The organism is Paenibacillus sp. RC67 (assembly GCF_030020805.1).
Classification (GTDB): Bacteria; Bacillota; Bacilli; order Paenibacillales; family NBRC-103111; genus Paenibacillus_S.
In genome coordinates this window covers 3,841,338-3,855,185 of sequence record NZ_CP125098.1, presented here as the reverse complement: position 1 = coordinate 3,855,185, position 13,848 = coordinate 3,841,338, and the positions used below count along the sequence as shown (strand labels likewise).

At 45.4% G+C, this 13,848-nt stretch carries 15 protein-coding genes and 1 pseudogene; all 16 read right to left on the bottom strand.

What is annotated here, in order from left to right; translation table 11 throughout:
* Positions 1-151: 151 nt before the first annotated feature.
* A pseudogene (locus QMA13_RS17645) lies at positions 152-610 on the bottom strand (suppressor of fused domain protein); the annotation flags it as partial.
* Positions 611-783: 173 nt separating this feature from the next.
* Entirely contained in the window at positions 784-927 is a 144-nt protein-coding gene (locus tag QMA13_RS17640; RefSeq protein ID WP_282943007.1) for a GNAT family N-acetyltransferase, read from the bottom strand.
* Positions 924-1,370: a GNAT family N-acetyltransferase gene (locus tag QMA13_RS17635; protein ID WP_282943005.1), complete on the bottom strand. Its 447-nt coding sequence runs from the start codon at positions 1,368-1,370 to the stop codon at positions 924-926. The genes QMA13_RS17640 and QMA13_RS17635 overlap by 4 nt, the downstream gene beginning before the upstream one ends.
* 172 nt (positions 1,371-1,542) lie before the next feature.
* Entirely contained in the window at positions 1,543-1,740 is a 198-nt protein-coding gene (locus tag QMA13_RS17630) for a hypothetical protein (RefSeq protein WP_282943003.1), read from the bottom strand.
* A gap of 346 nt (positions 1,741-2,086) precedes the next feature.
* Entirely contained in the window at positions 2,087-2,728 is a 642-nt protein-coding gene (locus tag QMA13_RS17625; protein ID WP_282943001.1) for an HAD family hydrolase, read from the bottom strand.
* Between the two features lie 52 nt (positions 2,729-2,780).
* Positions 2,781-2,897: an ATP-binding cassette domain-containing protein gene (locus QMA13_RS36625; RefSeq protein ID WP_481858187.1), complete on the bottom strand. Its 117-nt coding sequence runs from the start codon at positions 2,895-2,897 to the stop codon at positions 2,781-2,783.
* 474 nt (positions 2,898-3,371) lie between these two features.
* Complete coding sequence (locus tag QMA13_RS17620; RefSeq protein ID WP_282943000.1) at positions 3,372-4,253, bottom strand: phosphotransferase family protein; 882 nt, start codon at positions 4,251-4,253, stop codon at positions 3,372-3,374.
* Between the two features lie 186 nt (positions 4,254-4,439).
* Entirely contained in the window at positions 4,440-5,780 is a 1,341-nt protein-coding gene (locus QMA13_RS17615) for an S-layer homology domain-containing protein (RefSeq protein ID WP_282942998.1), read from the bottom strand.
* A gap of 532 nt (positions 5,781-6,312) precedes the next feature.
* Complete coding sequence (locus QMA13_RS17610) at positions 6,313-7,617, bottom strand: ABC transporter substrate-binding protein (protein WP_282942996.1); 1,305 nt, start codon at positions 7,615-7,617, stop codon at positions 6,313-6,315.
* 84 nt (positions 7,618-7,701) lie between these two features.
* Positions 7,702-8,646, bottom strand: a complete 945-nt coding sequence (gene mdcH / locus QMA13_RS17605; protein WP_282942994.1) for a malonate decarboxylase subunit epsilon — start codon at positions 8,644-8,646, stop codon at positions 7,702-7,704.
* Between the two features lie 24 nt (positions 8,647-8,670).
* Entirely contained in the window at positions 8,671-9,297 is a 627-nt protein-coding gene (locus QMA13_RS17600; RefSeq protein WP_282942992.1) for a malonate decarboxylase holo-ACP synthase, read from the bottom strand.
* The gene (gene mdcE, locus QMA13_RS17595; protein ID WP_282943429.1) at positions 9,288-10,097 is read right to left on the bottom strand and encodes a biotin-independent malonate decarboxylase subunit gamma; all 810 of its coding nucleotides are present in this window, start codon (positions 10,095-10,097) and stop codon (positions 9,288-9,290) included. The genes QMA13_RS17600 and mdcE overlap by 10 nt, the downstream gene beginning before the upstream one ends.
* 4 nt (positions 10,098-10,101) lie before the next feature.
* Entirely contained in the window at positions 10,102-10,998 is an 897-nt protein-coding gene (locus QMA13_RS17590; RefSeq protein WP_282942990.1) for a biotin-independent malonate decarboxylase subunit beta, read from the bottom strand.
* Positions 10,995-11,294 carry a malonate decarboxylase subunit delta gene (locus QMA13_RS17585; protein ID WP_481858186.1) on the bottom strand — a complete coding sequence of 100 codons (300 nt, stop codon included), beginning with the start codon at positions 11,292-11,294 and terminating at the stop codon, positions 10,995-10,997. Before QMA13_RS17585 ends, QMA13_RS17590 begins: the two co-directional genes overlap by 4 nt.
* The gene (locus QMA13_RS17580; RefSeq protein WP_282942988.1) at positions 11,263-12,156 is read right to left on the bottom strand and encodes a triphosphoribosyl-dephospho-CoA synthase; all 894 of its coding nucleotides are present in this window, start codon (positions 12,154-12,156) and stop codon (positions 11,263-11,265) included. The genes QMA13_RS17585 and QMA13_RS17580 overlap by 32 nt, the downstream gene beginning before the upstream one ends.
* 10 nt (positions 12,157-12,166) lie before the next feature.
* Entirely contained in the window at positions 12,167-13,819 is a 1,653-nt protein-coding gene (gene mdcA, locus QMA13_RS17575) for a malonate decarboxylase subunit alpha (RefSeq protein WP_282942986.1), read from the bottom strand.
* Positions 13,820-13,848: the final 29 nt, after the last annotated feature.

The following is a 13,848-nucleotide window of genomic DNA, read 5'->3' as shown; positions in this document are numbered from 1 at the left end:
ACTTCTTATACGGCGCCAAATAATGGAAAGTTGCACTAAACTGCCCGTTAACGTAATGAAGCTGCCGAGAGTTCCTAGGGCAGCTTGTGGAGTATGCATATTCAGCTCTCGTTCCCCTTAAGTTGAATAACAACTGTGTTGTTCGGTTGTATTAGCTGACAATTGATGCCCGCATTAAATCATATACATTGATTTGGTTTCTTTCAAACAACTCCTCTAAAACATCTAAACTATGTTTGTTTACATAAGCACTTTCTGCCTCTGAAATCGGAATAATCATTAGCCATGCAATCATCTTGTCTGTGAACTGAATGCTTGATAGTTTATCATCCCATAGAAACGGTGAAACCAGCAAAATGTCCCGTAACGGGCTTTCAGGCATATAGAAACGAACGATATTCGGATAAATTGCTCCAGGATGACAAAGGAAATTAGTGTTGATGACATTAAAGGCACAGGTTGCAAGGATATTGGGAAACAAACCAAATTCCTTGCTACACGCCCCGATAAGTTCTACACGCAAAGGCATATCACTTGCTGTCAAATCAATTGAATGGTCCGACAACCTTACGGTAGAATATGAAACTACATCATTCCAAGGTCTATCCGTACAGGATAAAACCTAAAAAGTATTTTCATTGTTATCGTCGTGGTATCGGAATACTTTTGGTGTTCCACCGAATGCCTTTGCAATCGTTTTGGCGATGGTTTTATGTTGTTCAGTCTGACTCAATTCAGTATCCTCTCCTGCCCTTTGCGTTGTGGTAAACTACCCGTAATTTCCTACTTTAATTCTCTATCCTCTTTTTGCTTCTCAATAAATTCATCTTTAGTTAAACCAAACAATATAAAATCTAAATATTGTCCATTTATATACACGACCTGTCGACGTACACCTTCTTGAACACAGCCGAGTTTCTTCATCATCTTCGCAGAACCTTCATTCCTTCAAGAACACGGTCATTGAATTTATTAAGTCTTCGTTCCAAGAAAGCATACTTCAAGAGAATTTTCATAGCGCTTGTTCCGTATCCCTTACCACGATGCTCTTTATCTATCACTATACCTATACTAAAAGTTCCGTTTCTCTCGTCGATACTGTTTAAATTGATACCACCTATGCTTTCACAGTTCAAATTTTCAATAGTAAACATTATTCGTCTGTTAGTTGAAGAAAAATCAGCATTTTCCTCTGCGAATTTTTTTGCCTCTGAAATTGTAGGCGGTAATTCAATAGCAGTCTGTAAAAGACGACGTGCAGGAGTATCAAATGCGCTTATGTAACAACTTTCCCAATCTTCAGCCTGTATTGCACGCAATCTAACTTCATCATCTTGCCAATAATAATTGCTGTAATCTATATTTTGCATAGGTATACCTCCAACATTTTTTTATATACTTACATCAATTCTAAACAAGAAGTTTAGAATGGTGAAAGTGATTTTTTGGTTATAAACTGCCCGTTAGCGCAACGAGGCTGTCATATCGGCAGCCTCGTTTTGGTTGATTATTAAGCTATAATACTCGATAGTGATAATTGTGTTAGTTCCTTATTCCGGCTAATATCCTTTCAACAGGGGCCCATCCTATAACCTTTGGTTGGGTCCACCCTGGTGCTGGTTTGAGGCTTTCAATTTCTAAATAGTTATCTATTCTTACTCTATCCCAAGCGTGTATTGCGTCTCCATTCTCAAGAGACAAAGCTACATGTCCCCAATTTTTCACTTCTCCTTCGACCATGCCGGAACAGGAATAGAAAACAAAAGCTTCTTTCGGTGGTAAACCAATATTCTTGTAGACTTCAAAATTTCAGCGGACCGGCGAGCATCGTCGCCCCCCCACATCTCAATTCCGTTGCTCTTTCATATTTTTCGGATTAGTTTATGTAGGCACTTTTGTGTCATTGGACATCTATTTAGTGTTATATACCATATGATACGAATCATTGGTCTAGAAATTATAAGTTGTTCAAACAAAAAAAGCAGCGTTTCAATTGCTGCTTTTTATGCATAGTAAATTCTTCGATGGCAACCTGTTGCTGCTCCTAGTGCTAAAGTAAGTACGGGACACGCTGGCGAGTGCTTTCTCAGGTTACATTCAGGATAATGTCCTTTAGTTCAATCAGAGTCTTGATTCGATAGCTGGCCTGTGAAAAGTCATGTGTTTTTGTGAAGTCGTTATGGACAATAGTACAGTCGATACCAGCCGCCACGGCTGAGTTCAACCCTCTGTTTGAATCCTCTACAACCATGGTCTCTTCTTTGGTAGCTCCGAAGCGCTTTAGGCCGGTCAAGTATGGTTCCGGGTGCGGCTTGGTGCGCTCGTAGTCTTCGCGAACAAGGACGAATTCCATGAATTGTCTAATCTGGCGCTTTTCATGAATAAGTTGAAAATCCGCACGTTTTGCAGTCGTCACGATGGCCATGTCGACGTACTTTGACAGTTCGGCTAGAGTTTCAACTACGCCTTCAATCTCTATGGCTTCTGTTCTTAGATATTCCTGATAATAGACGTTGCGGACCTCACGCTGCTTGCTGATGGTCTGTTCATCAATACCTGCCGCCCTAGCTTGGGACCAAGTGCCCAATGACTGGGTCATGTCGCGAAGGTATTGATCTTTATCCAAGGTAAATCCAATGTCAGCCAGAGCGCGTTCTCCCGCTTTGTAATACCAGAATTCGGTATCAACCAGAACACCATCATGATCGAAGAGTATGTACTTTTTCATTGTTTCGTTCTCCTTTGTCAGCTGCGGTAACCATGCGTGCCATCACGCGCCGTTAATACGGTACTATACCGTTAACTTCGACACGACCTGGGGTTGGCACCAATATATCGACCATCATTTTAATTGAAGTAGATTTGCCGGCACCATTAGGACCGAGATAGCCGACCATTTCCCCTTACAGATCTCAAACGAAATGTCGTTAACAGCAACCTTGGCCTCATATTCCCTATGAAATAAATCCGAAATACTGCCCTATATCCCCTGTTTTCTCTTATGACGCTGGAACTCCTTACGAAGCATTTCTACTTTAATTACTGGCATATACGTACTCCCCCAAAGCATAATCAAATAAAAATGATGTATCTTATGATACACCATTTAAGCGGTTTCAGGAATATATTGGAATTAAATAAAGTAGGAACATTTAAACTCTAGCGACTCCTTACAAAAAATTTATTGAAGGCGTGTTATCACCCTCTTTTACGTTTTCCCAGGGAAACAGTCCGATTACGCGGTACTATCAAAATTATCCCGATTGTGAAAGACGAATTTTCTCTTTCGGTTCTCCGCGCTGTCTGTAACGGCAAGTTTAAAGGCCATCCTTTGTGGGATGGCCTGCCCTATCAAATCTAAACAACTATACTCAATAACCTACCGAATTCCTTAAAGTAAGAATATTTTCCTGAAGGAACGTTTGATTTTTTTCAATTCCTCTGTTTTTACACCAAACAACTGCGTTGAAAGCATCGTAAAAATCATAAAATGGCAGCACTCTTTCCAGAGCCAGCATAGGTCGAATCGATTGATAACCTTCAATGAACGGTAACTTTGTTCTCGGATTGACTTTCCAAATATATCGATTGACTTTTGTAAAATCTATTTCCGACGATCCACCACGGGCACTCTCGAAATCAATAATGCCAGCAACCTCGTTACCATTCACCAATATATTACCTGGTCTAAAATCCATGTGAACAATGCATGGTCCGTCAGGATCCGGTAAAGCAGAAAAAACTCCATCAAAGTGAAGAATACATCTCTCATACAATTCTGAGTCGAGAATCTCTTTGCATGGCTCTTTCCACTTTTCAAAATTACTTTTAATATGTAATCTCCAATTATTTTGGTCAAGTAACTTAAAACCATCGGTTACATGGTAACCATACCCAGGAGTTTTAACCTCATGGAGCATAGCATGATACACGCCAATTTGAAAAGAGAGTTTCTCATCAATGTCTCCTGTACAATGCATACCTTGAATTGCTGAAAGAAGCAATGCTCCAGTAGTACTTTCATCCCCGTACCAAATGTCCAATACCTTAGGAGCAGGTATTACACCCTTTAATATTTCAAGCATCTGAAATTCACGGAATAGTTTATCCTTGTTAAATGGAATTTTTACAAACACGTTTTCTCCACTGGCAAGAGTAAGTTTGTATACATCAGAACTAAATGACTCTGGAACATCTTCAACATTCAAGACGTTCAACTTTAGCTTTTCTATAATTTTTAGAATGGAACTCATATGTTACCTCCTGTTTTGGAGCGATTCTTCCGATTTGTTTCTCTGAAATTCGAATTGAATCCAATATCTTACATATATCATATTCTTGACCCAGTACCAAGACCCCTTTTTCGAGGGGGCATTTTCCGTTACTTCAATGACCAGGAGCAGGTCGCCGCGGCGCCTGCTCCAAATAAATCAGTCTATTTAATTTAATTCCTCCAACATGTATAACTCAACGTCACTAGAATATGGTTTCAAAGTACGAATACCAGTAGGCCATATATTCAAGACTCGTTGATTTTTACCATCGCCGATCATAGTTGTAGAAACATCGATCGTTATGTGGTCTACAAGAACGTTGTATTTGGGCACTATGCAGATGGGAACAGCTACCTTTGAATCAAAATATTTGCCGTTTATTTGATGGCTCGCTTCGCCAACCTTGGGTACAGTATGCTTTCTTAAAAGGAGCACTTCCTTTACTTCAAATGACCCATTCTCAAGTCTTTCCCGCATGGCAGATACGTCCCCAGCATTGAAATAAGCTACAGGATCCTCTCCTACCCCATTTATGCTGATATTTATAAGTGCACGATGTTGAGAATTCTCTATTTCATTTTCAGAAATACTGTGAACAATATAATAAGCATCTTTAGTATCTTCTACCGGATAAGCATCTTTGTATGACTTTCTATATAATTCACTTAATGGATATTGTATTTTATCCCAATAGAGTGAGTCTGGGTCATTAGCGTCGATGATATAAAGTCCGGTAATGTCACCGACGAAAAAATCGGTCTCTATATGTAACTTTGTCGTATCAAATTTATTGGCATTTTCTATGCCGAGAAAATTCGACCAAACCGTGAACAGATTAGTTGAATGCCAGAATACTTCTGCGACTTCCAAAGTATGTCGGTCAATCGGTAAACTTTCCCCCGCATTATAAGAAATGACTCGTTCAATAACTACTACAGCCTGAGCACGAGTTGTGGTGGAGTCAAGTGATAATTCGGTAGAGCTTGTGCCCGTCATCAGCCCTCGCCTTACCGATTCATACACCATTTGTTTGGGTTCCATATTGTTGTGCATCGAATCGATGTCCTGTATCCTACTTTGTGGGGACGATTCAGCCAATTGCTTAAAACTCCTTTGTCGAGTAGCCCTCTCTAAAGTCAATGCCATGTCACCACGGGTGAGTGGTTGATCCCATCCTTTCTGATAATCCCCCTGATAAATACCGCTTTTACCTGCCGATTTGTAAATTGGGGAAAACCAAGATTCCTCCGAGAGCTGGGATTCGGTGGGGATTTTTAACGCTCGCACCATCATAGCCAAAAACTCTTCTCCACTCACAGGAGCTTCAGGCTTGAAAGTTCCATCTTGATAACCATTTACATAACCTTTAACGACTGCTGATTTGATTTGCGCTTCAGCCCAATGCCCGGAAATGTCTTTTAAGTTTCCTGTGTTCGCTGCTCCTACATTGGGCATAGATGCTAGTGAATAAATAAATAAAAAAGTGATAATAATTTTTGCCTTCAATTCTGCCACCCCATCCGGTAAATTTAGGTATCTACGAATGTATCGGCAAGTTAATGATTCAAGTTTAGTTAGGAGCAATTAATGAGACTATGTTCTTTTCACTCGACAGCAATTACTACTGTCTTACTCGTATATATTAGTTGTAGTCATGTACCACTGTTCAATGGTCAATTGATTATGTGCATATGCGCTTTTAAATAAAAAATCCCCAATTTCTGGGGATTCCAAATGCACCAATATGAGTGTTCGCCGCAATCCTGCTGTCGGCTTCAAAATAGTTTAATCATAGGTGTGTGATGTGAGCATTTCCCAACCTCGAATTTTTTTTGAAAACGGTGTCAACGTTTTTATGCCAAGTCCCTACATGTTTATGTCCCCCTAATCCTCCGTCTCTCGAAAAAAACGCGACATTAACAATAACGACGAGGATAAGAAACTAAAACCAATCCGTATTAATCGATCCTTATTCACTCGAATTTCCCCCTACCAAATCATCTTCATCCTGAATGTAGAAACGCTTGTGTCGGTAAGGTTACTGTACCTTCAACTCGGCGACTTTTTTGTCTGCTTCTTCCTTGGCTTTTCGCAATGCTGAATTGATATCCGATTTACCTTCGAATACATCATTAAATGCTGCGTTAATCGCACCCGATACCGCACCGTTATATTTGGATTGGTAAATCATATTGGACGGTTGGCTCTTAAAGATGCCTTTCAGGTTTTTGCCTTTAACAAAATCAAGATCTTGCGCGAACTGATCGATAATGCTCTGATTCGTAAGCACGGTTTCTTTCCCCATCCTGGCAGCCTTCGCCTGAACTTCATCCGATACGACCACCTTCAAAACATCCATGACATCATCGATATGTTTTGTTGTTTTGCTGACCACAAACTGATGGTAATCGACCTGATAATATTTATTAGGCGCTTCCACAAAGGATGGTACTTGCACAACATCCCAGTCAAGATCCTTCACCAAGGCTAAATTTCCGATCATGCCTCCGGTCCAGTATGGCGCCATGGCGAGTGTCTTATCCTTTACGAACAGTTGAACATTGCTTGCATTCAATTTGAGGGGGCGATTTTCGACAACATCATAAAGCGCTTTCCCTTTGGCAAAAACGGCGTCCCAGCGATCCGAAACAAGCGCGTTCGACGTTTTTGGATCGACCAATTCGATTGACATCGAAGATGCAAACGTCGCAATCCCACCATGGGTGGCGACCATTCCCCGATACTGTACGCCGTTTTCCACCCGGGCTAACTTTTTGCTGAGCTCAATCGCCTCATCCCAGGTCATGCCGTCCTTCGGGTAAGGGACGCCAAAGCGATCAAAAATACTTTTGTTATACCATAATGCGAACGATTGGCTCATATACGGAAGGGAATAAATTTCTCCTTTTGTGCCAAAGCTTTTGATCGCATCCATAATGGTTGGATTAAACCGGGACGTATCGATATTATGTTTCTTCAGTTGCTCTGTTAAATCAAGCGGAATATCACTGTCGAGCATACTTTGAATATACGGAGTTGCATAAATGAGGTCAGGAATTTCTCCAGCGCTTATTAATTCATTGAGTCCAAAATCGGTTTGAAATTTGATTGTTTCAAAAGAGATATGCGGATACAGCTGCTTCACTGGCTCAGCGATAAGCTGCTGAAAGATTTCATCTGTCATCCCGGGGTTCGAAAAAAGTACTTTCAGTTTGACCGGAGCTTTAGGTTTGCCATCATCTACTTTATCCGCTGAAGTCATCTCGCCTCCGCCGCTTGAACAACCTGCCGCCAACAACAGTAAAAAAGGAAAAACCAACAGATGTTTCTTTGATCGTTTCATAAATATCAACTGTTTCATAACCATTTACCGCCCCTTTATTATTGGTAAGTAAGCTTTCGTTTTTATCTGGAGTTATTCAATATCTCAGTTTCCCAGCTCGTTACGATCTTGCTCCTGTTTAATCAGATAAAGCAGTGAATCCACCCCTGTACCAGATACGGCAACTACCCGAGCGGACGGATAGGAAGCTCTGACCAGAGATGATAGAACAAGTCCTGGCGGCATCTCAACGAATAACCGTGCTCCACGTTCATACAACTGTTTTGTCATATCGTGCCATTGGACTGGTTTGGCAATACTCTTAATCAAATCTTCGCGAATCGCTCCGGACGTCCGCAATAGCCGGGCGGTTGTGTTCGCTATATAAGGTACTTGCGGTTCTTTTAGTGAAACACGGCTGATCGTATTCTCTAGATTGCTGGCGACAGACTCCATTAATGGACAATGGGAAGGTACGGCTACCCTTAGCAGCTCAGCTTTACGTGCTCCTAACCCTTGTGCGGAATCCAGAACTCGACGAATTCCTGTGATCGTTCCTGCAACGGTAACCTGGTGCGAAGCATTGATGTTGGCGATATAGACTGGATCTGCGCTGCTTGCGGTCCGAACAACAAGCTGCTGCACCAGCATTGGACCCAAACCCACAATAACCCCCATTCCATACCCGTAAGGAAAAGCTTGTTTCATCAGGGTCGCTCGTAGTTGAACCAGATGAAGTGCATCACGAAAGGTCAATACGCCTGAAATAACTGCAGCTCCGAATGCACCGATCGAATGGCCGGCCACAAAGGAGGGCCAACCTCCCCAGTTAATAAGCGCTCGCGCCATGGCCACACCAGATACCAGGATTGCAAGCTGCACACTAACGGTAGATGCTAGATTTTCCTCCGTATCGTAATCCAGAATATTGGTATTCAAAATGCATGAAGCTTCCTCGATCATTTCTCGTACAACCTGATGATCCGGCAATTGATGCAGCATGGTTGGATATTGGGAACCCTGGCCTGGAAAAAGAAACGCCATAGTCATGGATATTGGCAGCCTCCTTTTATCTCAGATGGTCCAAGGACACTTCACCAGCGCCGGGCCATTCGTTGTGCGCAAAAGAACCGTGGACTTCTCCTGCCGTGCAAGCTCGGATAAAGAGCAAGCACCGGCTGGTGTTTCGAGCAATGCGTCGACCTTGACTGAGCAACGTTGGTTGAAGGTATTCCAACCCGTAACAGTCTCCCACTCCACTTGCTGAGGCAAATAAATCGCCAGATCAATATCGCTTCCAGGATGAATGGTGTCGGCACCACTGGCCAGTTCAAATCCAATACTGCCCGTCGGCCCCCAACAGATACCGGCTTGGTTATAATAATCAGCGATCTCTTCCAATTGGGAGAAAACCTGTGAATCCGCTTTGAGGGAATACTCACGCCACCGTGCTTGGATCGCCAGCTGTACTGGGGTCACGACCTCATTAACGAATCGAATGGGAAGAAATGCGGCGAAGCGTTGCTTACGGCCTATTCCTCGCACACCTACAGGGATACGGCCGTTACTAACGGGACTGCGGCGGACGACCACCCATGGTGCCCGTTTCAATGCAAGGTGTACCCATTCCGGAACTGTACTTACACACTCTAAGTCGGCAGACGAATGAATCCTAACCAAATCATGAACCTTTAGTTCCATTGTTCAGTGAGTTCCCTGCGAACGTGAATCGATAAGGAGCGTGAAGCCTGAGCTTGAACAGATTGGAGTCGGCTGCTCAAATCCGCCTGAGTTTGGCGTGCGTGGGTGATCGCTTGCAGCAATGCGCTTTCGATTACCTCCATGTCACGGGATGTGGGAAGATCGGCATGGATACCCTCCAGCATATGATGAAGCGCACCGAGCGTGGCGAATGATTTCACGTCGTACGCGGTTGCGGCGATTTTGCACGCTGTCTCATCCAACTCTTCTATTCGTCTCCGGGTTACCCTCGCTGCCGATTGTTTGGACATCACCTGTACGTTCACGCTCGCATCGTCCAGCGCTATGATTCGATTGGCCTGCAAGCCATGGGCGAGAAAGGCGCCTGAAATAGCCTGGCCGACGATCAACGCAACAACGGGGTGCCCTTCTACCCTGGCCGTTGCATAGGCATCGACAGCAGCCGCACAGGATTGATGAATGCCAAGCAGTTCTTCTGAATATCCAAAAGCCTGTCCCGGAACATCTACGATCGCAATAATGGCCCTTTTATCCCGGTCCTTGTCTTCGTCTACGACTCGCCTAACACATTCGGCAATCCTCCACCCTTCGTCCAAACCCACTTCTCCGTTTCTGGCTCGGTAAAAGCGATTTCCTGCATCAGGCACCACGGCAATAATCCGCACACGCTCCTGTCCAATCTGCGAATCCGCCGACAAGACGGAATGGGTTCCGGTCGGTACCCGCTCATGCGCTTTCGTTAATCGATCGAAAAAGCTCCGGCCCCGGCTGTTCTTTATTCCTTCAACGATCCCAAGCTCTTGCCCGAATGAAGGCAGTGCGAACTCGCGCTCCGGCTGACGTAAGTCCCCCCCAAAGATTTCTTAAAGCATCCGGTGTTAAACGCTCTTGGGCATCCAGCTTAGATAAACCGTAGAGAAATTGATCTACCTGTGAGCTTCTGGATGAATGGGTCTCAGGTATCCGATAGATGGAGCGAACGGCATCTCTGATTTCCTCCACCTCATCCTCCACCAGCCTGTCGGCCAGTCCGACCGCATAACGCTGTTCCCCACCTGACATCGACCACACGAGGCGCCTGTTTCTGGAGTCGAGCTCATGGATTCCCGCCTCTTGTTCAATAACTTCCGGACCGTTCAGCTGCATCCTGCCCTGCCTAGTCATTATAATAGCACTGCAAAGCCCAGCCGCAATGGACATTCCTCCGAAACAGCCGATCATGCCTGCAATAACGCAAACTACTGGCTGATAGCGCTTTAGTGCAACAATTGCCGCATGGATCTCTGCGATGGCTAACAGACCATAGTTTCCTTCTTGCAAACGAACTCCACCGGTTTCCATTAGGAGCACCGCGCGTGTAGGGATTCCCGCTAGATTATCGCGCAGAGCCAGCTCTAGCGCCCCTGCGATTTTGGCCCCGGATACCTCGCCAATGGCTCCTCCTTGAAATCTGCCATCAACAGAAACCAACACTGCCGGCTCTCCATCAATCATTCCTTTGGCCACAACAACGCCGTCATCGCTTTGCGGAACGATACCTTGGACAACGAGGTGAGGAGATTCAATCCGTTGAAATGGGTCCAAAAGCTCTCGAAAGGAGTCTTCGTCCAGCACGCCCTGGGCCCTTTCCCGAGCACTGAGCTCGGTAAAGCTGTTATTGTAGCGGAGCTGCCGGCTCATAAATCGATCACCTCCACAACTTGGGCTAAACGCAGGTTCACTACCCCCGGTGTAGCTCCGAAATCATTAATTTGAATTTGTGCGGCAATGCTATAAGTCTGAAAGAATCGGTCGAAAATGGCCTGCCAAATTTGCCCGTACCCTTCCGTTTGGGTTCTGATGTTGACCTCTGCTATACCGTTTGGAGAGGGCTCTACCAGAATTTCTAGATCCCCTGAAGCAACAACGCCGACGTACCCTCTCTTTGTAACGCGGAGCTCGGTCTTATACTGAAAGTGTAGATGTTCGATTGTCAAATCCCCCTTGCGGTTTAAACACATAACCTGATGCGTTTTGAATTTTATCCAAAAACAGTACTGCCGCAAGCAAATCTGCGCTTCCCCCCGGTGAAAGACGAAGCTCTACCATTCTTTGTTCAAGCAGCCGGTACGCTTCTCGGCCCGACGTTGTACACATGCCCCCTGACTTAAGCACATTTCTGGCACCCTGCTGCGTCACCTCAAGCGCTTGCAGCCCTCCCCTGTGAAGCAGACAACTGTCTTGCAGACTGGCCATGATAGCCAGCAGAGCATGAAGGCGGGCAGTTTGTTCAGGGGCCTTCTTCGCTCTCATCCTCTGCAGCATGGGAAGTCCGATTCGGGTTACATGCGGAAAGCACATCATCGCTTCCCCTCTTGCACCTTGAACCCCGTATTTTTGCGAAACCTCCATTCCGTTGGTCCGTTGCAGGGGGGCACGTCGATCAGGAAACTTTGAAATTCCTCCGGCGACCGCCGCAATTTTCGATGCAGAAACAGGCGTGCAATGAACAGCGCAACCGGCAATCAGCAAACCGAGAGCCCAGATCGCTCCTCGATGCGTGTTTATACCTTGTGTCACCTGCATCATCTCCTGTTCGCCGTTGCGACCCAGGAAAGCCAGTTCTTCTCTTAATTTCTGATCTGGATTACAGCTGTATGCTGACTTACCCATGGCCTCGAAACAAGTGCGGAGAGCCATAGCGGACGACCTCATTAAAGAAATATCCATATTGTCATGGCTTCCCGAGGATCGTTTGTCAACCAATCCTGGCTTTGGAGTCAGCTCCGCCTCCTCAAGCAGCGCCTGCACTGCCCAATCGGCCAATTGTTTCCCGCATTCGTCGGAATCTGCCCACATTGCAACCACCTCACCAAGTTCGAAATTTATCCGGAGGTTCGTATAATCCGCCGGACCAATCGATTAAATCCTCAATGCTTCTGGCGGCGAGCAAAGACCTTCTTGCATCGGTTCTCCGGATTTGAAGATCCTCGGGAAAGGCAATCAGTCCGTCCTGACGCAGCTTATCATTCAAGGAAAGGTCATGTTCCCGCCCCAGAGGCGTCATTCCTGCGATCGCTCCGAGCGCGATCCTTCTTTCTTCCATACTTTGCGCTTTATACAAGTAAGCGATTCCATCTTCTGTTATGACATGGGTAACGTCGTCCCCGTAGATCATGACCGGTGCTACAGGCAGATTGCCCTGTCTGCCTACTTCAATGGCATCTAGAGAATCCACGAAAGCCGGTTGCCCCCCTTTTTGAAAAGTTTCCAGCATTTGGACCACAAGCTTCCTCCCTCTTACTGTAGGAGATTGCTGCGTGATCAAATCTAGCCAAGCTGGGGTCGCATGTCTTCGTCCCCTCGGATCGCTACCCATGTTAGGCGCCCCGCCGAAACCCGCCAACCGACCGGCTGTAACCGTGGATGAATTGGCATCACGATCCATTTGCAGGGTAGACCCGATAAACATATCCACACCGTACAAGCCCGCCACTTGACAAATCATCCGGTTGGAGCGAAGGCTGCCATCAGGTCCGGTAAAAAAAACATCTGATCGTTCGGTCACGTACTTCTCCATGCCCACTTCACCGCCGAAACAGTGTACTCTCTCGACCCAACCGCTTTCGATTGCAGGAATTAAGGTCGGATGAGGATTTAACGCCCAATGCCTGCAGATCTTCCCCTTCAGCCCGAGACTTTCTCCATATGTCGGAAGCAGCAGCTCAATCGCAGCTGTATTAAAGCCAATCCCATGGTTCAAGGATTGAACCTGATGCTTTTCATATACGCCACGGATGGCCATCATCGCCATAAATATCTGAACTTCCGTAATCTGACGCGGGTCTCGGGTAAATAGCGCTTCGAGCTGATAAGGTTTTTCCGCTTGTACCACAACATCAACCCATGAAGCCGGGATGTCTATTCTAGGCAGCTTGTCGACCAGTTCATTTACTTGCACAATCACGATACCACCTGAGAAAGCTGCAGCTTCAATAATTGTAGGCGTTTCCTCCGTATTGGGACCGGTATAAAGGTTTCCCTCTATATCTGCTTTATCAGCTGCGACCAATACTACGTTCGGAGTCAAATCGATAAACAATCGTCCGTATAGCTCAAGGTAAGTGTGAATCGCGCCAAGTTCAATCAGACCATCTTCCACCAGCTGTGCTATTCGCAAGCTTTGGGGACCGGCATAGGAAAAATCCAATTTACTGGCTATCCCTTTCTCAAACAAATCCAAGTGCTCCGGTCTTGAGATACTGCTGATCAGCATATGCAACTGATTGATTCGATTGCTGGATACCTTGGCGAGCGATTCGGAGAGAAAAGATGCCTGCTTCTGGTTATTCCCCTCGAGCACAATCCTATCTCCTGATTGAATCAGGACCTCCAATGCATCCACGATCCGCTCGGCAGACAGACATTTTCCATTTAACCATGATTTTACTGCAAGTAATCGTCGAAACTTCTCGTCACGGCGCTCTGACCAACGGCGTGACTTAACTTCTGTATTCTGCAAGCTCGATCAGCCTCCATATCCTTTGTCTT